Source organism: Bradyrhizobium elkanii USDA 76, from assembly GCF_023278185.1.
GTDB classification, from domain to species: Bacteria; Pseudomonadota; Alphaproteobacteria; order Rhizobiales; family Xanthobacteraceae; genus Bradyrhizobium; species Bradyrhizobium elkanii.
Window position 1 is genome coordinate 3,420,139 of record NZ_CP066356.1, and the last position, 19,038, is coordinate 3,439,176.

Sequence of the window (19,038 nt, forward strand, 5' to 3'; positions counted from 1 at the left end):
CAATGGTGCCAGGGGCTTACAAGCCATGAAATCCCCGTAGAATTGCGGGGGCAACGGCGCGCTGCGTTCCGTGTGCGGACCGCCAGCCAAAACCCTCGACCACGTTGACGGAAGCAGTATAGCAACGCTCCTATTACGACCTTGCGCCAGGGGACGGACCAAGATGTTCGTTATTGTGCTAGTGCTAATCAGTGGTGTCTGTTTTTTTGCAGGTTGGCGGTTAGGTTATGCCAAAGGATACGAACGGGGACAGCATTCCGCTGCCTGCTTGTTCGCGAACAAGGCTATCCGATCGAGTATAGCCGGATAGTCTGCGAAGTGGGCGACTGTTATCATTCGACGGGCAGTAGGGGGGGCCGGCTTGGCCGGCCGGATGTGGGCCATTTCGGCAACCCATTTTCTCAGCAATCCATTTTCAGTGACTTGATTGGTGATGAGCAGAAATTCTAAAGACTGGACGCGCGAACAGTGTGAGCTGTTCTGGCATTGGTCAGGGAAGAGAACAGCGGAGTGAGTAATTGTAGCGGCGCTGAACAAAACTTTCCAGGATCTCGCTGCGCACCCAATGTCTGGTCGGCGATCATGTCGCATTCAGCAGCGAGGAGAGCGGTTATGGCGGCATCGTTAAACTCTTGCGAGAGGGCCACCACGCCAGTCCATTGATTGCGTTTCGACCAACATTGTTATGCAGCAGAACTAAATTCGTTGGCGGCAAGGACCAAGACGCGGCGAATGCTTCGTCGATCGCCGCATCCAGTTAAGAAAGGCCGCCGTCGACGATCGTCGGATCGACGGTAGCTGAATTCGTCATCTAGAGGTGTTAAGATACCGCATTACGCGCCAATTCGTCAGACGACGGATGTCTCCCTGAAGCGGTGAGCGGGCCAGTGTCAGGTTGGTGGGTCCGTGTGACGCCGACGATACAGCTTTATGCACGCAACGATGTTAACCGACCTTCATCTAAAGACGGAGGTGCGTCGTGCCGGACTTTGATGAATGGAACGGAGCCTATGGACGTGATTCGGTCGATAAAGCTCCACGTCTGCGCGATTATGACGACAAGTTCGACAGCGCTTTCTCGCAATCGCCGCAGAGGAAAGCAGTAATCTTGGATCGATATAATCCACCCTTTCCTCGACCGAATCGACCTAGGGATGAGCCTTAACGATGCCAGCAAAGAGACGGTAGCGCCCCACAGCGATCGCGCAGCACAATGCTGAGCTACCATTGCGGGTAGCTGCAAAAGTGAAGGATGAGGCGAGGAGGGTCTCGCTTTGGGGCAGTCAGCGAGCCGCGGGGATGTATTCAATTGTTCCGGTATCAAGTTAGAGGAACCGGAACAGTATTGGCGTTTAGTACACTTGGGGAGGCATGTTGGTATGGACCGCTATCGACATCCTTGGCTGCGAAGATTCACGATCGTCTTTGCCATCCTATTTGGATGGCTAGCCGTCAGTGTTTTGTTTTATCAAGAGGGCCCAGACGACAGGTCCCTGATCACTTCGCTGTTGAGCGGCAAGTTATAGCTCATCAAATAAGGTTGCCGCGCTTAGTTATCTGGATGCCCAGCCTGGATCCTGGATCGAGATATCGTTCGCGCTGTCTTGGTGTCCTGGTCGACGCCAGAAATGCTTCAAGATTGTGCCGGGTAACTTATTCGCTAATTGATCAGGGAAGAACTTCTAGTAGTCTGAACAATCGCGGACTTTCTGCATGCAGAGTCCTCGCCACTACAAATGGTGGATGAAAACCAGCGACGATCTCGATCTACGGCAGATCCGCCGGCAAGGCCCCACGGTTGCCGCGGCGCTTGACAGCGCGCATTCTAAGCCTAACGGTTCGAACCGAATCGCAGACTCGTAGTTCGTATCCCTCCGTTGAGGGCCGCCTTGTTTGACGGACGCGAGCGCTGCAGGTCCTAGGGGTAATCCTAGGAGAAGCGCTATGACGATTTCGCGGGCAGAGGTGATCACATCGGTCGAGCGGCGGCGTCGGTGGTCGCAGGATGAGAAGGAACGGCTAGTTGCAGCATCGCTCGAGCCCGGAGCCACCGTTTCCGAGGTGGCTCGCATGGCCGGCCTTCATGTGAGCCAGCTGTTCAGGTGGCGCAAAGAGCTTTGCAAGCACGGTGAAACGAGTGTAGCGCCGTTAGTGGCGGTCGAGATTGGGCCGTCTGTGCCGCCGCGGGATGTGGCCGAAGCGCCATTGACGACGGCGCCGGCGCGTCGACGGAGGAGCCAGGGCATCATCGAGATTGATCTCGGTAGCGGACACCGCATCCGGGTCGATGGTGACGTTGATGGAGACGCGCTGCGACGAGTTCTCGATGCCCTGGTGCGCCGATGATCCCGGTTCCGAGCGGCGTGCGAGTGTGGCTCGCGACAGGCTACACGGATATGCGCAGAGGCTTTCCGTCGTTGGCACTTCAAGTGCAGGAGGTGCTGCGCAAAGACCCGCTCAGCGGTCATCTGTTCGTCTTCCGCGGTCGGCGCAGTGATCTTGTGAAAGTGATCTGGCACGATGGCCAGGGAGCATGCCTGTTTACCAAAAGACTCGAGAGAGGAAAGTTCATCTGGCCATCGGTTGCCGGTGAATCGGTAACGATCTCTCCGGCGCAGTTGAGCTATCTGTTGTCCGGGATCGATTGGCGCAACCCTCAAGAAACCCAGCGTCCGACGCGGGTCGGATAGCCGTTTTACAGTTTGAATCTTCTGCTTGATCTGATTCAATGGCTTCATGACATCGAAGCCGGACGATCTTCCATCGGACCTTGCGAGTGCCCTGGCGACGCTGCAGGCCGAGCGTGAGGCGCGGCTGCGAGCTGAGGCGGTGGCTGCCAGCGCGCAGGCGGAGCTGTCGGACAACGAGGCGCTGGTCGCGCATCTCGAGTTGCGGATCGAGAAGCTCAAACGCGAACTGTACGGGCAGCGCTCCGAGCGCACGGCGCGGCTGCTCGAGCAGTTGGAACTGGAGCTCGAAGACCTCGTCACCACGGCGAGCGAGGATGAGCTTGCGGCGCAGGCCGCAGCGGCGAAGACTCAGAACGTCCGCCCCTTCACGCGCAGGCGGCCGGTGCGCAAGCCCTGGCCGGACGACATCGAACACGAGCGCGTCGTCATTGACGCTCCGACGAGCTGCGCCTGCTGCGGCGGATCGCGGCTGGCGAAGATCGGCGAGGATGTGACCAAGACGCTGGAGGAGATCCCGCGTCGCTTCAAGGTCATCGAGACAGTGCGCGAGAAGTTCACCTGCCGCGATTGCGAGAAGATCAGCCAGCCGCCTGCGCCGTTCCATGCCACGCCGCGCGGCTTCATCGGCCCACAATTGCTGGCGACGATCCTGTTCGACAAGTTCGGCATGCATATCCCGCTCAACCGCCAGAGTGCGCGCTTCAAGGCCGAGAGGATTGATTTGCCGCTGTCGACGCTGGCCGACCAGGTCGGCCACGGGACCTTCGCCGTCATGCCGCTCTTCCACTTGATCGAACGCCATGTGCTCGCTGCCGAGCGCCTTCATGGCGATGACACCACCATCCGTATCCTGGCGAAGGGCAAGTGCACGACCGGGCGGATCTGGACTTATGTGCGGGATGACCGGCCCTTTGCCGGGCCTGCGCCGCCGGCGGCGGTCTATTACGCCTCGAGCGACCGACGAGGCGAGCATCCCCAGAAGCATCTGGCCGCCTTCGCCGGTATCCTGCAAGCCGATTGCTACAACGGCTTCGAGCCGCTGTTCGACCCGCAAAAGAAGGTGCTGCCGATTACGCCGGCGTTTTGCTTCGCCCATGCGCGGCGGGGCTTCTTCGAGCTGGCTGACATCGAGAAGAATGCCCGGGAAGGCAAGAGAGGTAAACCGGTCTCTCCGATCGCGCTGGAGGCGGTCAGGCGCCTGGATGTGTTGTTCGAGATCGAGCGCGCCATTAACGGCTGCGGCGCCGACGAGCGGCACGCCGTGCGCCAGGAAAAGAGCAAGCCGCTCCTCGGGGACATGCACGCCTGGTTGTTGCGTGAGCGCGAAACCCTCTCTCGCTCGTCCGAGGTCCTGAAGCCGATGAATTACATGCTCAGGCGCTGGGACAACTTCGCCCGCTTCCTCGACGATGGCAGGATCTGCTTGACCAACAATTGCGCTGAGCGCGCATTGAGAGGCATCGCCCTGGGAAGGCGCAACTGGACCTTCGCCGGCAGCCAGCGTGGTGCCGACCGTGCCGCCATCATGCTGACGATGATCACGACCTGTCGTCTCAACGACGTCGATCCCAAGGCCTGGCTCGCCGACGTCCTCGCCCGTATCGCCGATCTTCCCGCTTCGCGTCTGCACGAACTGCTACCCTGGGAATGGAAGCTCCTGCGCCAAGGCGACAAGCCTGCCGATCAGCAGGCCGCCTGATCTTCACGCAACACCGTCATAGAGCTCGCCGTGCCCGCGCGCATGCATCAATCAGGCGGTCCTCGTCGTATGCGTACCGTAGTTCTCCCCGTCGTCCGGTAGATGGCCGCTGAACAGCGCTTACACCTTGGGCATGAGCGCCTCGGGTCGTTAGCCTAGTCAAGCAAGCTAATCTTATGGATCCGCGCCAAATGGCAGAATGGCAGGGCATGAGCTCAAGTGATTGCTGCCCAGACAGGTCAGCAAGGTCGAACGGCCAAGCGTCATCGTGGACGGTGATAAATCACTTCGATCGCTGATAGCTCCACAAGACTGCTAGGACGCCCCCTATCAAGAAGGAAATTAGGGCTATTGGAAGCATCGGCGGAAATATTGATGGGTACTCGTAGGCTGATTGGGTAACCCGCATCGGATCAGCCAGAGCATTATCGAGGAGTTTTAGCTTGCCCTCGTAATCCGTTATAGAGGCCATGATGTCGGCGTATCCAGGAATAGCGAGATCGTTTCCTATCCGCTTCGAAAGGCCCTTCAGTTCAGCATCCAAGACCGTAGTGCCATTTAGATAAAGTGGCATTTGTCCGTTTATAACTGACACGGACGCGGTAGAGCTGACTGCCAAAGGTTTCTCAATTCCCGCATCTTTGGCGGCGTCAAAGGCATTCCGATATTCAAGCATCTGTTGATTCGCGGCCAAATCCCGCGATTGACGGAGTCTCGCCAGCTCGAGTTCTGACTTGGTTTTCGCCGCAATCAGAATTGATCGACCTTCCGCCAAAATGGTCTGCTTTGTGGCGGCGATCGTTGAATTGACATACCCATTCAAAATCTCGGGACCAGATGTCTCTCCCTTGTACCTAAACCTTATCTGAATCGATGTATCCGTTGGATCCTGAGTGTTGAGGGACGGGACAATGACGATATCTTTGGTGATAATATCTCGGAGCTTATTAGCGTCGTTCAGGTCGATACGACCAAACAGCTGCCGATGAGAGAGTACGTATGTGCGCCAAGCGCTATTGTCGCGAGCCAAATTTACAAAGGTCCGCTGCGCTCTGAGTTCCATGTTTGATGATGTACCAAAAGAAGCATCAGGTATCAGCACCGCAAATGGAGCAAACGCGTCCATCGTATTTACGCGGATCAACGCATTCGATTCATAAGTTTTAGGAAGGAGACTTGCGAGGCTTACGCCGATTATCAAGGTTATGATCGCACAAGGCAGAACTACGTATTTATTCTTCCAAACAAGAGAAAGCCAATCGGTGGTTCGCATGGTTGTAAGATGCATTGCTGGTCTCGGAAGGTAGGAGTCGTTTTGCCTCTAGCGCGAGCCAGCGACAAACGATTTGCGTTCAGGAAATCGGCGCTATTTACATCTACGCCTAACACAGATTGAGGCAACTGTGGCGATTTCAGCGGGACATCAACGGCGAAGCGGAAGCTGGCTTTCTCCGCGCAAAAGGGCCTCATTCGTTTGGCCCATGCAGCGTTCAGAGCGGGGGTTGACGTTGGCAACCTGAACGGATAGCTGCAACAGGGGGAAATCCCAAGCTTATCAAAAGTTGTTCATCATTTGTCCGGTGCGTCGAGTCCGACGCGTGCCGAGACGAAAGGTCCTCGCCGGCTGGCGCTCTAAACTCAACTGTGACCCATGCGCGTCCTTAAACTTGGTTCCCTCGCGACGCATATGCATATCAAGAGCAGCAGTCGACTAGCTAGGAGTCAATTCCTAAGGCATATGGCCACTATCGCCGGAGGTTCGGCGGCTGGTCAGCTGATCGTCTTGGCGGCGACGCCGTTCTTGTCGCGCATATACTCGCCAGCTCAGTTTGGCGAATATGCCGTCTTTTTGGCGGTGTGCAATGTTTTCGTGGCCGTTGCTTGCCTTCGTTATGACGCTGCGCTCAACGCCTCCGCCGATAACCAAATAGTTCGAGTATTTATTGTCGCTTGTTTGGCAGCTGCGGTCACTGCGGCCCTGGTACTCGTCCTCGTTAGCTCCAAATGGGGAGAGGAGTTATTTCGCCGCGCGGTGGGCGCTCAACTGAACCCATCCTGGATCGCAGCGGCTGCCCTCATTTGCGGCATCTATCAAGCAACCTCGACGTTCGCTATCCGGCGCGGCCAATTTGCGTGGTCGAGTATACTGCGTGCTGGACAGCCTGCCATGTTTTCGGTTGCCGCGATTACTCTGCCGATCGGTCTCGTCGGTAGTTGCTTGCTCGGCTTCCTCACTGCTTTGCCAGTTGCCGCGAAGTTCATCAGCGGGCTGCGGCCTGCAGATATGCGCGATGTTATCTCGGAGGCTTGGCGACTCCGCGAATTTCCATTGATGTCGCTCCCTACTTCAATCCTTGATACGGTCTCGTTGGCTATTCCGATATGGTTTATCTCTTCGCATTATTCGCCGATGGATGCGGGCAATTACGCTCAGGCGCAACGACTCCTTGCCGCACCACTCATGCTGTTTGCCTTGGCCGTAGGGCAGGTTTTTATGAAGCGTGCGGGGGACATTGTCCGCGCCGGGCAGTCCGCAAGAGGATTTCAGCGGCGGGTTGTGATCAGCCTGGCGGTAGCGACGTGCGTAGGCTTGGTATGTGTTGGGTTGTTCGGATCGCCAGCGCTCTCGTTACTTCTGGGAAGCCATTGGCGTACCGACACTGCGTTCCTTCTTTTGGTATTCGCTCCGGTCGCTGTGCGATGCTGCGTTTCTCCGGTAACAGGTATCTTTATTTTGCAGCGTCGGTTGCGCATCTGCGCGATCTGGCAGACGTTCTATTTCCTGATGACTTCTGGTTTGTTTTGGACGTTTGCGGGCGACGTTTCGCTAGAACACTTACTCGTTGCTTATGTCGGAAGTGAATTCTTCTGTTATGTCGTCTATCTTCACCTTGCTGATCGGGTTGCGCTCTAGATGTGCGGAATTGTTGGACTAGTTCAGTCGAATTCAATCGACATTCGTCATGTGATCGGAATGGCGGAGCTTATCAGCCATCGAGGTCCAGATGACGAAGGATACGTGGTTTTTCCAGAGAGGGGACCTCTTTGTCTGGCCGGCGACGACACAGCCGTGTTCGACGGAATGGACTCGTTGCCGTATCGGCCGACGGCACACCAACGGGACTGGCTAGGCAGTGAGGAGCGGTCATTTGTTGCCTTGGGACATCGCCGATTGTCAATCGTCGACCTATCTCCGCTCGGCCATCAGCCTATGTCGTATATGGACCGCTACTGGATCGTCTATAACGGCGAAGTGTACAACTACATTGAGCTGCGCGAGCAATTACAACAAGACGGCTACACGTTTCGTTCCGGCACCGATACAGAAGTCTTGTTGGCTGCTTACGACAAGTGGGGTGTACAGCTGTTCGATCGCTGCAACGGCATGTGGTCGTTGGCGCTGTATGATCGGCAAACGAAAAAACTTCTGCTCGCCCGAGATCGATTCGGTATCAAGCCGCTTTACTATTTAGTTGGAGAGGGGGGCGACTCCCTGGCATTCGCTTCCGAAATTAAAGCATTCGCAGCGTTGCCGACTTGGCGTCGTGAGGTTGGAGCTCAACCCGCGTTCGATTTTCTCGCATGGGGGCTCCAAGATCATAGCGAGGAGACCTTATTCAAGGGAGTCTATCAAATTCCGCCCGGCCACTACGCCGTTGTGCAATTGGATACGAGTGGACGTTTGGTTGAAGCATTGGAGCCGAAGCTAAAGATAACCAAGTGGTATGACCTCTCGTCGAAAATACGCAGTGCACCCTTGGAGTTTAAGGACGCTGCGCAGCATCTGCGAGAACTGCTCTTGGATGCGGTGCGTTTGCGAATGCGGGCAGATGTGCCGCTTGGATCCTGTCTCTCCGGAGGACTTGATTCATCTTCCGTCGTTTGCCTGGTGCGTGGTTTGTTAGATTCGATAGGCAATACGCAGCCCCAGAGAACGTTTTCGTCATGTTCGGAATTTTCCAGCATCGATGAGCGAGATTACATTTCCGAGGTGACCCGCGGAACCAATATTCAAGAAACGCACGTCTTCCCGACTGGCGAGGAACTGTTCGATCGAATCGACGATCTGGTCTGGACGCAGGACGAGCCGTTTGGGTCGGGCAGCATTTTCGCGCAGTGGAGTATTTTTCGCGCGGTGCACGAGCAAGATGTTGTCGTTATGCTCGATGGTCAAGGCGCCGACGAGCATCTGGCTGGTTATCACGGCTTCATTGGCGCCAGGCTTTCTGGGCTTCTGCGGAAAGGGAGTTTGAGTGAATTTAGTGCAGAGCTCCAGTCTGTAAGAGCGCTACATGGTTACGGGCCTAATAAGTTCTTGCAATACTTTCTCGCAAATCTCATGCCTTCTTCAATTCGTCCGTTGGGTGCACTGGGGGGAATGACGCAGATGCGAAGAGATTGGATCGACGTCCATGCGCTCGGTGCGGTGGACCGTGATCCTATGGTGGCGCTTGGAGCGCGCGCCAAGTCGATTCGCGAACTTTCGCTCGCCCAGCTGAGCGGAGCCAACCTGCAGATGCTTCTGCATTGGGAGGACCGAAACTCGATGGCGCATTCTATCGAAGCGCGTGTGCCATTTCTTGATTATCGCTTAGTCGAATTTGTCCTTAGTTTGCCCGACGCGTTCAAGCTCGAGCGTGGTCTAACCAAGCGCGTGCTTCGAGAGGCTATGCGTGGTCTGGTTCCTGAGAGAATATTGACTCGTCATGACAAGAAGGGGTTCTTGACCGCGGAAGAATATTGGATGAAAGGCAAGCAAGCGAGACAAGTCTCCGACAGGATTGACGAGGCGATCAAATGGTCTGGAGGAATCATCAAGCCGGCGATGCGCGAAGTGCTCTCGAACGTATTGGCGGGTAAGGCTCCGTTTAGCTACCACGTGTGGCGGGTGGTATGTTTTGGAGCGTGGCTTAAGAAATTTCAAATCCGACTGTGAGTAATATGCGACGGATAATTTCAGTAGTGGGCGCGCGCCCACAGTTTGTAAAGGCTGCAGTCGTTGCGCACGCTTTTGCCGCAAAAGCTGACGTGGACCATTATATCGTTCACACCGGTCAGCATTTCGACGGGAATATGAGCGATGTCTTTTTTGCGGAGTTGCAGATTCCAGCTCCTCGATATCGCCTTGCTGTGCACGGCCTGTCTCATGGGGCGATGACTGGTCGGATGCTCGAGCAAATTGAGAGCATTTTTCTGACCGAGCGGCCCGAAGCGGTTGTTGTCTATGGCGATACGAACAGCACGCTGGCCGGCGCGCTCGCTGCAGTCAAGCTGCATATTCCCGTAGCCCACGTCGAAGCAGGCCTCCGGTCAGCCAACCGCGCCATGCCCGAAGAGATCAATCGGATTGCGACAGATCACGTCAGCGACGTTCTATTCACTCCCAACGAAACTGCTTTGCGTCAGTTGCTTTTGGAGGGGCTGTCGGAATCAAGCATCGAAAACGTTGGCGACGTAATGTTCGACGCATGCTTGCGCTATGGGGCGTCGGCCGAAAAAAAGTTCGACCCAAAGGACTATGGCTTGGAATGCTCCGGATTCACTTTGGCAACGATCCATCGCGCGGAAAATACTGACGATCGAACACGTCTGGCCGGAATTTTTGAAGGGTTGCGTCGCTCTGGCCGTCCGGTTCTGCTGCCGCTCCATCCGCGAACGCGTGATAAGCTCACTGACTACCAATTGGCGGTGCCTAGCAATGTAACTATTCTAGATCCCGTGGGCTTTATGACGATGCTACAGCTTGAGCGGTATGCCTCTTGTATCGCGACGGACTCGGGAGGTGTCCAGAAGGAGGCCTTCTTCATGCGGAAGCCTTGTGTGACAATGCGGGATGAAACCGAGTGGACCGAGTTGGTCGAAAGCGGTTGGAATACGTTGGTTGGTGCTGATCCTGATCGCATAAGTTCCGCGATCCGCGAAGCCAGGGGACCTACAGTTTGGCCGAATTTCTACGGTGACGGCCACGCTTCCGAAAAAGTTGTAGAGAGGGTTCTGTCCCTTTGCGCTGAACGAGGCCAAGACTGAAATCAGGAGCGATCGCCTGCTGCCAGTGATGGTCCGCTCGGCAAAGACTTGAAGGTCTCCATCGGTGCGATTCTATGTGTATTGCCGATAGGCCCAGTCACATTTGCTAGAACCGACCCTGGGGAGATATTATGGACGTATACGGTATTTTCGGCAGTAGGGTCTGTAAGCCCAGGTCGGAAAGCTTGCGCCGATGACGACCATCTCGGCCATCGGCAGAAGATCGTAACGGATCAATTCCATGGAGAGGCTCCTACGATTCTTGGTTAAGCCCGCCACGGGCGCATCACTTTTCATCGTCGGTATCGGGTTGTATTACGGCGTGACGATCTGGTTTTTGGACCTGTCGATGTCCGCGCGCACGCGTTCCGATATGGTCTTTCTCCCTTGGTTGGCCGCTGTCGGAGTTGCGGTAGGTTCTATGCTGTTCTTTCGAGCGCGACCTTCGACTGTCTTCGTCGATGCGCGTGGGCGCATTCTAGTCTACGGCGTGACACTCTTGTTTCTAGTGTTTTGTGTCGTGACAATGGTTACAGCGCCGTCGGTGCCTTTGTTGGATGCCTTCCGGGGGGCAACCCCTGAGCAAATTGCGGTTTCGCGTGAAAACTTTCTTAAGGCGCGGGTGGGGTGGGCAGCGATTTTGCCTTATCTCAATATTTTACTTGCGGGGGCTTTGCTACCCTATTGTATCTGCGTTGCGATTCTGCGGCGTTATCGTTTCCGCTGGGTGGTTTTAGGAATCTTCTTTCTGTACACGCTGGCCTTTGTCGAGAAGGCCTTTTTCTTGCGATTGTTTATCCCGCTGATGGCGATTGTTGCTGTGAGTGGTACCAAGCGATTTAAGCTTACGTGGCTTCTCGCGGCGGCGGTCTTGCTGTTATTTATGAACACGTTGATTTCTGGATTTGCTGAATCGTCTGGAATGAATGCGAGGGACTTCTTGGTCTATCGGGGTCTCTACATTCCGAGCAGGACCGTCACTGACTCGCTGGACTACTGGTGGAAGAGCTATCAGGGGCAGTTATTGTTGGGGGCGACGAACCTAATGCTCTCGCAAATCATGGAATTGCCGCGGATCTATTTTGAGCGCGAAGTCTTCGTGTACGAGTGGGGGCCTTCTCTCACGGGTACCAGCGCGGCTAACGCAGCCTACTTTGTCGACGCCTTCATAAGTTTTGGCTGGATCGGCGTGCTTGTTTTCAGCGTGCTGATCGGAGCGACAATTAGCTATTTTTCGCGCTCAAGCGATCGAGCTCTGCAATGTATTCTACCGCTATTCTTGTTCAGCGTCTTTCTTGGGCCTTTTCTCAGCGTTCTGATCGGTAATGGTTTTTTGTTGTGCATCATTGCGTCTTCGTGGATAAACGTTCGTCCGAAAAGCGAAAGTTCGTCTGATGCAGGTTCGGCGACGTGGGGCGCGACTTGAGATATCGACGCATTGTGGGCTCGGATCCTGAGCTCTCGTGCCCCCTGTTATAGAGATGGCGCAGAGCCTTCTGCGATGGCGCCGGAGTGTGAAGTCGTCGCTGAGGCGGTGGGTAATGATGTGTCAGCGGGCGATGATGCCGTCATCTGGTTTGGATTTGGGTTGACATCTAGTAGCTATACCCTGCAAGGGGCATTCTTGTTCGGAGGTATTGGATGGTAACTATACATCCCACCGCAATCGTGGATGAAGGTGCGGAGATTGGTGACGGCTGTCGAATTTGGCATTGGGTTCACATTTGTGGAAAAGCCCGGATCGGCGCGCATTGTTCGCTTGGTCAAAACGTGTTTATCGGCAACGATGTTGTCATTGGCAACAACGTAAAGGTTCAAAACAACGTTTCAGTGTATGATGCCGTCCGGATTGAAGACGATGTTTTTTGCGGGCCAAGCATGGTATTTACCAATGTTTATAATCCGCGGTCAGCGATCGCGCGGAAAGACCAGTACCGCCAAACGCTTGTGCGCAAGGGGGCGACGTTGGGAGCCAATTGCACGATAGTGTGCGGCACAACAATTGGTGAGTATGCATTCGTTGGCGCTGGGGCTGTCGTCAATCGCGACGTTGCTCCATTTGCGCTGATGTTGGGGGTTCCCGCCGCACGTCGGGGATGGATGTGCCGATGTGGCGTCCGGCTGCCGGATGCACCTGGGCGCGTTGCGTGCGAAGCGTGTGGCGATAGCTATCGGATTGAGGATGAAACTTGCGAGCCTCTCTAGATCAAAGTTGGCTTACTTCGTTCTCTCCGATCATCAACTGTCTCGATATTCGAGGTAAGACTAATGTGCGATCAACACGTCGAAGGACGTACGATGGAGGAGCCAAACTCCTGCGACGAGCAGTTTTGCGTGGTAGGGCGATCCACGTACCTGGAACCAGCGGTGGAGTGGGCGCTCACTGTGCGTAGTAGGAAGCGCGAATGCTCTGAACCGCATGGAGGGGAGAATCTCCGAGAAGATTGGTTCGCTGTCGTTTTCGATGGTCTTCCAGCTAAGTGGGTTCCGGCGGTGCTCGTGGAGCCAATCCCTTGACGACAATACTTTTCGCGCGTGCCATGCCACTAAATGTCACCCCGGCTGTGGAACGCTATGTGAAATTCTTACGCGAGAACGGGTTCTCTGGAACAATTGTTGGCGCCGAATTAGATACTGGCAGCAGCCGAACCCCAGCAGATTTCGTCGACGAACTGTACACTTCCCGTGGTTCGTTCGAGGGGTTAAGACGTCGTGCGCAGGCACTTGCGGCCTATCAGGCATTCTTGGTGCGCACAGTTGCTCGTGTTCGTCCCGACATCGTGCAGTTCTGCGATGTGTTCTCGGCTGTTGCGGGCATCGCCAGCAAGTTGTTCCGATCTCCGCATCTCATCTTTGATATACGCGATCCCGTCAAGCTGTCCACTAGTCACTACGGGCCTTTGGTTCCGCGCGCACTGCACTTTCTCGAGTCTCTCGCTGCTCGAGTGAGCGATGGAATTATTGTCGTGTCCCCGGAATTAATGGACTTTGTGCCGCAGGCCGCGCGCAAGCGCGCTGTCATTATGACGAACTCGCCTGAGGAAGATCAGTTCACCGGATACCAGTTCAGCGGTGGCGACAATATAACCATTAGCCTTTCTGGATTTGTATCTTATCGACGCAACCTGGATGCCTGGTGCCGACTCGTTGGAGATAATCCCAAACTTAAGCTTGATCTCTATGGGACCATTGCGGATGAGAGGTCGCGTCAAATTCTTGACCAGTATGGGTTCGAACAAATCAATCGAGTTTCGCATGAGGAAGCGTTATCGCGATCGCGCGCTGCCGATATCATGGCTTTGACGTACGACCCGTCGATCGTAGTCAATCAATTCGCTGCGCCCAATAAATTCTTTGAGGGACTAATGCTAGGAAAGCCAAGCATCTGTTCGACGGGAATGCGGTTAGGGGAGCGGCTAACACGCGAGCATTGCGGAATCGTTGTTCCATATGGGGATGTCGCTGCGCTCGCGACTGCTGTAGAGACCTTAAGGGAGCCCGGAGAGCGCCGCCGCATGGGTGAGAATGCGCGACGCCTTTTCGAGCGTGAGTATCTTGGGCAAGCGCGTAACGCGATGCGCACTCTATATGGCCGTCTCGGGCTCATTCCGATGTGAGCGCACGGTCGCGTACGCTTTCCTGCGTCAAGCGGCTAGAGCGGGTTGTTACCTAATCAATCTGGCTTACGGGTCATTCTGACGTCCGTGTAGCGTGCAGTCGGCGTATCAGCTCCCTGTAGGCCGTACCAGCAGCATCCCGCGTAAATTCTTCGGAAAGGGCTTTCACTGCATTGCGACGCTTCGCGGCGAGTTCGTTCGGGCGTTGAGCGATGGCCGCTATTATGCTTGCAAGAGCGGATGGTGTCTCCGGCTCAACAACCCAACCTGCGTCATGGCTGGCGAGCATGAGAGCAAGCTCGGAATCAGCTTCCGTAAGTGCGATGATCGGTCGCCCAATGGCAAGTAAGTTGTACAGTCGGCTTGGAACGGAAATGCCCGACATATTGCGACGGTAAGGTATGATCCAGGCATCGGCCGCGGTGAGAAGAAGCTCGAGCTGGTCTTCGGGTACTCGCTCGATCAACGTTACGTTAGGCAGCGAAGCCGCCTTTTGATATGCAACTAGCTGCTTCCAACCCACGCCCCACCCCGACAAAATGAAGTGGATGGACGCATCGCCAGCGAGCTTTTGAGCGGCGTCAAATACGGATTTGGGATCGTGCGTGAACCCGAGGTTGCCAGAAAGTCCGACGACGAGCTTGCCAGGGATACCTTTTCGGAAAGCGTTGCCCTGATCGATGGCGCGTTCACATGGCGGCAATGTCGACCAATGCGGAATATAGCATATCTTAGCCGCTGCTGACGGAGATTGTGGCGTGATGTGCCTTTCCATATCTCGTCCAATAACGACGATCGTATCCAACGCTTTAAACATCCACGAATTCATGCGCCGGATAAGTCGCACAGCGATTGAGTCGCGGGTCACGATTCCTCCCGCGATCAAGCTCTCCGGATAAAGATCGTAAACGATCAATCCAGAGGGGGCGCCGCGAAGGCGAGCAGCGAGGGCGACAAAATATGGTAGAAGAAACGGAGTCGTAACGACGAATACCGGTGAGCTCGGTCTCGCACGCCAGAAGACTAGCGCAAAAGCAGCAATACAAAACCAAAGCATTGCCAAGGCTCGACGCACAAGCGCGGCCTTTGGTACGGTCCAGGCAGGCACCTCGGAAACTGTAGGATTACCCTTAGCCCGTGAGCCCTTAGTTCCCGATATGACCAGCAACTCGTCTTCGCGCGAGATCTCTTCGGCGATCGCTGTCAAGAAAACCGCAGTCGACGTATCATCGGGACGGTAGTGCTGTGTCACCAAAATATTCGTCATCTGTTCACACTGGAGCGGGCTCTGGAGCGCATTGTCGTCTGGCGGATATTGCAGCGCAGAACATGATCAACAGTGACGAATCGGACTATTTGTCAAGATTTGGCCGGTTTCGGCTACGGGTGAATATCTTAGCAAGGCCAACAGGCGGCGGGTAGGATTCTGTTCGCTCCCCTCGGTTTCAACGGCCTCCGTCCTGAAAGATATTGACGTCATGATCGTTCCTAGCTTGGAATTGGCAACGGGGCATGCAGCCCAACGAGCCGCCACGACGGCGAGTGACGCAGGCGGAAGCAGCTCTCACGCCAACTTGTTAGCTAAATTTAGCAGAGTCTGAACGGCTGTCTCAGCGGCAGCTCGATCAGTTATAGTTGGCAAGTTGCGCCGCCGACGTGCCCGGAGACCCGGAGGGTTTGCTCCGCTAGGTCGTCTACCAACAGGCTAGCTGGGCATATCAGGGAGGAGGCCGAGTAGTATAGCATCCGCGTGTCACGGCTAGCTTCTCTACACAATGGAGGGATCAAGCGGGTCGGCGGAACCATATTTGAGACGCTCATGAACGCTGAGGCTAAAGCGCTTATTGCATCAAAATGATCGGCCGTTTGCAAGCGACCACCGAAGCAAGCTGTTTGGTGATCGCCGCTAGGCAAAAAAGCGCCAGTTCTGAGGTTTTGTCATTCCGGAACGAGCAGTAATTACACCACCTTCCGATGCCGGAGTTCGCTGATCTCGTCCTTATCAAACCCGAATTCGGCCAGCAGCTCCTCGGTCTGCTCGCCGAACTCGGGCGGGCGGGCGGCCATCCTGCTCGGCGTCCGCGACAGCGTCACCGGCTGGCTGACCAGCTGGATCTGCCGGTTCTCGTCATTGGGCACGTGCTGGGCCATGCCGAGATGCTTGACCTGGGCATCCTCGAACATCTGGTCGATCGAGTAGATCGGCCCGCACGGCACGCCGGCGGCGTTCAGCTCCTGTACCCAGGTCTCGGTCGATTTCTTCTCGGTCAGCGCGCCGATCCTGGCGTTCAGCGAGTCGCGGTTCTTCGAACGCGCCGGGGCGGTCGCGTAGTCGGGGTCGGTGATCAGCTCGGGCGCGCCGATCGCCTGCGCGCAACGCTCCCAGATCCGCCCGCCTGTCGTGGCGATGTTGATGTAACCGTCTGAGGTCTTGAACACGCCGGTCGGGATCGAGGTCGGATGGTTGTTGCCGGCCTGTTTGGCCACTTCCTTTTCCATCAGCCAGCGGGCCGCCTGGAAATCCAGCATGAAGATCTGGGCCTGCAGCAGCGAGGTCTGCACCCACTGGCCTTCGCCGGATACGTCGCGTTCCAGCAGCGCCGTGAGGATGCCGATCGCACAGAACAGGCCTGCGGTGAGGTCGGCGACGGGAATGCCGACCCGCATCGGTCCGCCGCCGGGCGCGCCGGTCACCGACATCAGCCCGCCCATGCCCTGGGCGATCTGATCGAAGCCCGGGCGCTTGTGATAGGGGCCGTCCTGGCCGAACCCGGAGATGCTGCCATAGACGATCCGCGGGTTGATCTTGCGGATGCTCTCGTAATCGATGCCGAGCTTGGCCTTGACGTCCGGCCGGAAGTTTTCGACCACGACATCGGCCTGTTCGGCCAGCCGCTTGAACACCTCGAGCCCCTTGGGGTCCTTGAGGTTCAGCGTCATGGCGCGCTTGTTGCGATGCAGGTTCTGGAAATCGGACCCGCCGCGCGGGCCGCCCGGCTGCTCGCCACCGCCGTCCTCCAGTAGCGCATCGATCTTGACGACATTGGCGCCCCAATCGGCGAGCTGACGCACGCAGGTCGGCCCAGACCGGACCCGGGTCAAATCCAGCACGGTGAAACGGGACAGGGCTTGGGATGCGCGGGGAAAGGGCATTGAGACACCTCTTGTTGGGCGGGCTGCCCGGGGGCTTGAGCCCATCTGCCATAGACAATTTGGCAGGCATTTCCAACTGTTACCCGGATCACAAACAAGGCCGGAAACAACCAGCCATGGTTCCCTGAAGATCGGCTCCTGTATCTTGCGGTCCTGGCCTGGCCCCACACCTCCACGCCGTCCACCAACCCTCGACAATCACCGCGCCGGCTGCTAGCCCGTCGCCATGTCGAATGGGTTTTGCCCTTACGGAAGAGGCACTTGAGGCCTATCGGAGCGGTGGACCGAAAGCGGGCATGGCGGTGAAAAAGGGTCCCTCCCATCTGCTCGGTAACTCGGCATGGAACGCGACCGCCTTCGCGGTCGCGGTGCTGCTCAATCTCGCGATCCTGCCATTCGTGATTTTCCGGCTCGGTCTCGCCGCGTTCGGCGTTGCGGGTCTGGTGACGGCCTGTGTCGCGCCGGCGCTGATGTTCAGCAATGCACTCGGCCTTTCGACGGCGCGCGAGCTCGCGCAAAGGTTGGAACCGTCCGACCGCGACCTGGCACGGCGATTTTTCGCAACCGCTCTCGCGCTTGCCATCGTCCTTGGCGGCCTGATCGCAGCGTTGCTTGCCTTTGGCGGAGCGCCGCTCGCACGACTGGGATTTCACCTCGGCGGCCCGGCCGCCGACGACCTCGGGCTCGCTTTCGCATTGGCCGCCGCCGGTTGGCTGTTCCAGTGCCTGTTCGCCGTCTTCCTCTCGTTGTTCACGGCGCGTCAGGACTATCGGCGGATCGCATCGATCAGCATCACGGGCGCGGTGGTGACGACGATATCGATGCTGCTGCTGATCCCCTGCGCGCCGCGTGCCTCGACCTTCCTCGGTTGTCAGGCCTTGGGCTCTGCAACAAATCTCATGATGGCCTTTGCCTGGTCGCGCCACGCCATCAGTGACTGGCTGGCACGGCCGGCGCTCGATCGCGGCGCGCTGCGTGCGCTGGTCAAGCTTGGCGGTTGGCAGTTCGCGGCGCAAAGCGGCGCGCTGTTCGCCGGGCAGGCGGACCGCTATCTGCTCGGCGCGCTGCTGCAGCCGCAATTCGTCGGCTTCTACAGCGTCGCGCAGCGGCTGGAGGAGGCGGTCTACATTGGCGTGTTGAAGATCGGCGAGATCTTGTTCCCGTTCTTCAGCACCCTGCAGAGGGAGGATGACGATCGCAAGGTCGACCTCCTGCTTCGCTCGTCCTGGATTCTCAATGTGCTTGCCGCGAGCGCGCTGGGCGGCCTGATCCCGGTCGCAGGCGCATTGCTGCATCGATGGACCGGCGCCGAGGTCGCCGCCGAGGCTCAGCTGGTGCTGGTGGTCCTCGCGATCAGCGGAATATTGGGGTCCAGCGCCAATGTGTTTGCGTTCTATCTGCTGTCGCAGGGGCGCTCCAGTTCCAACGCGCTGATCTCGCTCGTCACGGGTATCTTCACGCTGGCGACCAGCGCCGTCGCGTTGCCGCATTTCGGCTGGCAGGCAGCCGGCTGGAGCTCCTGCGTCGGGATGGTCGCCCAGATGGTGATCACCGTGCTGTTGATGCGACGAACCTTCCGGCTTTCAGGTATGTGGTCACGGATGTTGCATTTCGTATTGGTCCCGCTCGGCACGGGAGTAGCCATCGCGCTGGCGCTGCGTTCGCAGCTGGGCCACGCGTCATTCGACCACGCGCCGTCATGGTGGTATGTGGTGTCGCTCTACGGCGTGTCGGCTGCGGCGATCTTTGTCGCCGCCGTCGCGATGTCGCAGCTCGGTCCCTATCGCGCCGTGTGCTGGCGTGATCTCCGCGTCATCAGCAGTCGCTTCCTGCCCTTCAAGGCCATCTAGAC

General features: G+C 56.9%; 13 protein-coding genes. 10 read left to right on the forward strand and 3 right to left on the reverse strand.

The features are described 5' to 3' along the window. Positions 1-1,944 precede the first annotated feature (1,944 nt). From tnpA to tnpC, 3 genes are read left to right on the forward strand one after another with little or no spacing between them, the layout of a single operon-like run. Positions 1,945-2,346 carry an IS66-like element accessory protein TnpA gene (gene tnpA / locus JEY66_RS16385; protein WP_018272695.1) on the forward strand — a complete coding sequence of 134 codons (402 nt, stop codon included), beginning with the start codon at positions 1,945-1,947 and terminating at the stop codon, positions 2,344-2,346. After that, the gene (gene tnpB / locus JEY66_RS16390; protein WP_018272694.1) at positions 2,343-2,690 is read left to right on the forward strand and encodes an IS66 family insertion sequence element accessory protein TnpB; all 348 of its coding nucleotides are present in this window, start codon (positions 2,343-2,345) and stop codon (positions 2,688-2,690) included. The genes tnpA and tnpB overlap by 4 nt, the downstream gene beginning before the upstream one ends. Positions 2,691-2,736: 46 nt before the next feature. Further along, the gene (gene tnpC / locus JEY66_RS16395; protein WP_018272693.1) at positions 2,737-4,389 is read left to right on the forward strand and encodes an IS66 family transposase; all 1,653 of its coding nucleotides are present in this window, start codon (positions 2,737-2,739) and stop codon (positions 4,387-4,389) included. Positions 4,390-4,672: 283 nt separating this feature from the next. Here the strand turns inward: tnpC and JEY66_RS16400 are convergent, their stop codons facing one another. Further along, a complete protein-coding gene (locus JEY66_RS16400) occupies positions 4,673-5,677 on the reverse strand; it encodes a Wzz/FepE/Etk N-terminal domain-containing protein (protein WP_129965151.1) in 1,005 nt (334 codons plus the stop codon). Positions 5,678-6,076: 399 nt separating this feature from the next. Here JEY66_RS16400 and JEY66_RS16405 point away from each other — a divergent pair, with 399 nt between their 5' ends. From JEY66_RS16405 to JEY66_RS16430, 6 genes are all read left to right on the forward strand, one after another. Then, positions 6,077-7,303 (forward strand): lipopolysaccharide biosynthesis protein, encoded by a 1,227-nt coding sequence (locus JEY66_RS16405; RefSeq protein WP_157183467.1) that lies wholly within the window; start codon positions 6,077-6,079, stop codon positions 7,301-7,303. After that, complete coding sequence (gene asnB / locus JEY66_RS16410; protein WP_026193044.1) at positions 7,304-9,325, forward strand: asparagine synthase (glutamine-hydrolyzing); 2,022 nt, start codon at positions 7,304-7,306, stop codon at positions 9,323-9,325. Between the two features lie 5 nt (positions 9,326-9,330). Then, the gene (gene wecB, locus JEY66_RS16415; RefSeq protein WP_026193043.1) at positions 9,331-10,416 is read left to right on the forward strand and encodes a non-hydrolyzing UDP-N-acetylglucosamine 2-epimerase; all 1,086 of its coding nucleotides are present in this window, start codon (positions 9,331-9,333) and stop codon (positions 10,414-10,416) included. A gap of 262 nt (positions 10,417-10,678) precedes the next feature. After that, positions 10,679-11,842, forward strand: coding sequence for a hypothetical protein (locus tag JEY66_RS16420; protein WP_141382103.1), 1,164 nt, complete (start codon positions 10,679-10,681; stop codon positions 11,840-11,842). Positions 11,843-12,057: 215 nt separating this feature from the next. Then, complete coding sequence (locus JEY66_RS16425) at positions 12,058-12,621, forward strand: acyltransferase (protein WP_080650393.1); 564 nt, start codon at positions 12,058-12,060, stop codon at positions 12,619-12,621. A gap of 308 nt (positions 12,622-12,929) precedes the next feature. Next, positions 12,930-14,033, forward strand: coding sequence for a glycosyltransferase family protein (locus JEY66_RS16430; RefSeq protein ID WP_129965148.1), 1,104 nt, complete (start codon positions 12,930-12,932; stop codon positions 14,031-14,033). Between the two features lie 73 nt (positions 14,034-14,106). On the opposite strand, the gene JEY66_RS16435 is transcribed toward JEY66_RS16430, so the two are convergent. Beyond that, positions 14,107-15,300: a glycosyltransferase family 4 protein gene (locus JEY66_RS16435; RefSeq protein WP_026193042.1), complete on the reverse strand. Its 1,194-nt coding sequence runs from the start codon at positions 15,298-15,300 to the stop codon at positions 14,107-14,109. A 692-nt stretch (positions 15,301-15,992) separates the two neighbouring features. Further along, a complete protein-coding gene (locus JEY66_RS16440; protein ID WP_026193041.1) occupies positions 15,993-17,186 on the reverse strand; it encodes a CaiB/BaiF CoA transferase family protein in 1,194 nt (397 codons plus the stop codon). Between the two features lie 296 nt (positions 17,187-17,482). On the opposite strand from JEY66_RS16440, the gene JEY66_RS16445 reads away from it, so the two are divergent. Further along, positions 17,483-19,036 carry a lipopolysaccharide biosynthesis protein gene (locus JEY66_RS16445; protein WP_018272683.1) on the forward strand — a complete coding sequence of 518 codons (1,554 nt, stop codon included), beginning with the start codon at positions 17,483-17,485 and terminating at the stop codon, positions 19,034-19,036. The last annotated feature ends 2 nt before the right edge of the window (positions 19,037-19,038 follow it).

Coding starts and splice junctions, on each gene's coding strand:
- tnpA (WP_018272695.1), top strand. CDS start 1,945: ATGACGATTTCGCGGGCAGAGGTGATCACATCGGTCGAGCGGCGGCGT.
- tnpB (WP_018272694.1), top strand. CDS start 2,343: ATGATCCCGGTTCCGAGCGGCGTGCGAGTGTGGCTCGCGACAGGCTAC.
- tnpC (WP_018272693.1), top strand. CDS start 2,737: ATGACATCGAAGCCGGACGATCTTCCATCGGACCTTGCGAGTGCCCTG.
- JEY66_RS16400 (WP_129965151.1), bottom strand. CDS start 5,677: ATGCATCTTACAACCATGCGAACCACCGATTGGCTTTCTCTTGTTTGG.
- JEY66_RS16405 (WP_157183467.1), top strand. CDS start 6,077: ATGCATATCAAGAGCAGCAGTCGACTAGCTAGGAGTCAATTCCTAAGG.
- asnB (WP_026193044.1), top strand. CDS start 7,304: ATGTGCGGAATTGTTGGACTAGTTCAGTCGAATTCAATCGACATTCGT.
- wecB (WP_026193043.1), top strand. CDS start 9,331: ATGCGACGGATAATTTCAGTAGTGGGCGCGCGCCCACAGTTTGTAAAG.
- JEY66_RS16425 (WP_080650393.1), top strand. CDS start 12,058: ATGGTAACTATACATCCCACCGCAATCGTGGATGAAGGTGCGGAGATT.
- JEY66_RS16435 (WP_026193042.1), bottom strand. CDS start 15,300: ATGACGAATATTTTGGTGACACAGCACTACCGTCCCGATGATACGTCG.
- JEY66_RS16440 (WP_026193041.1), bottom strand. CDS start 17,186: ATGCCCTTTCCCCGCGCATCCCAAGCCCTGTCCCGTTTCACCGTGCTG.
- JEY66_RS16445 (WP_018272683.1), top strand. CDS start 17,483: ATGGCGGTGAAAAAGGGTCCCTCCCATCTGCTCGGTAACTCGGCATGG.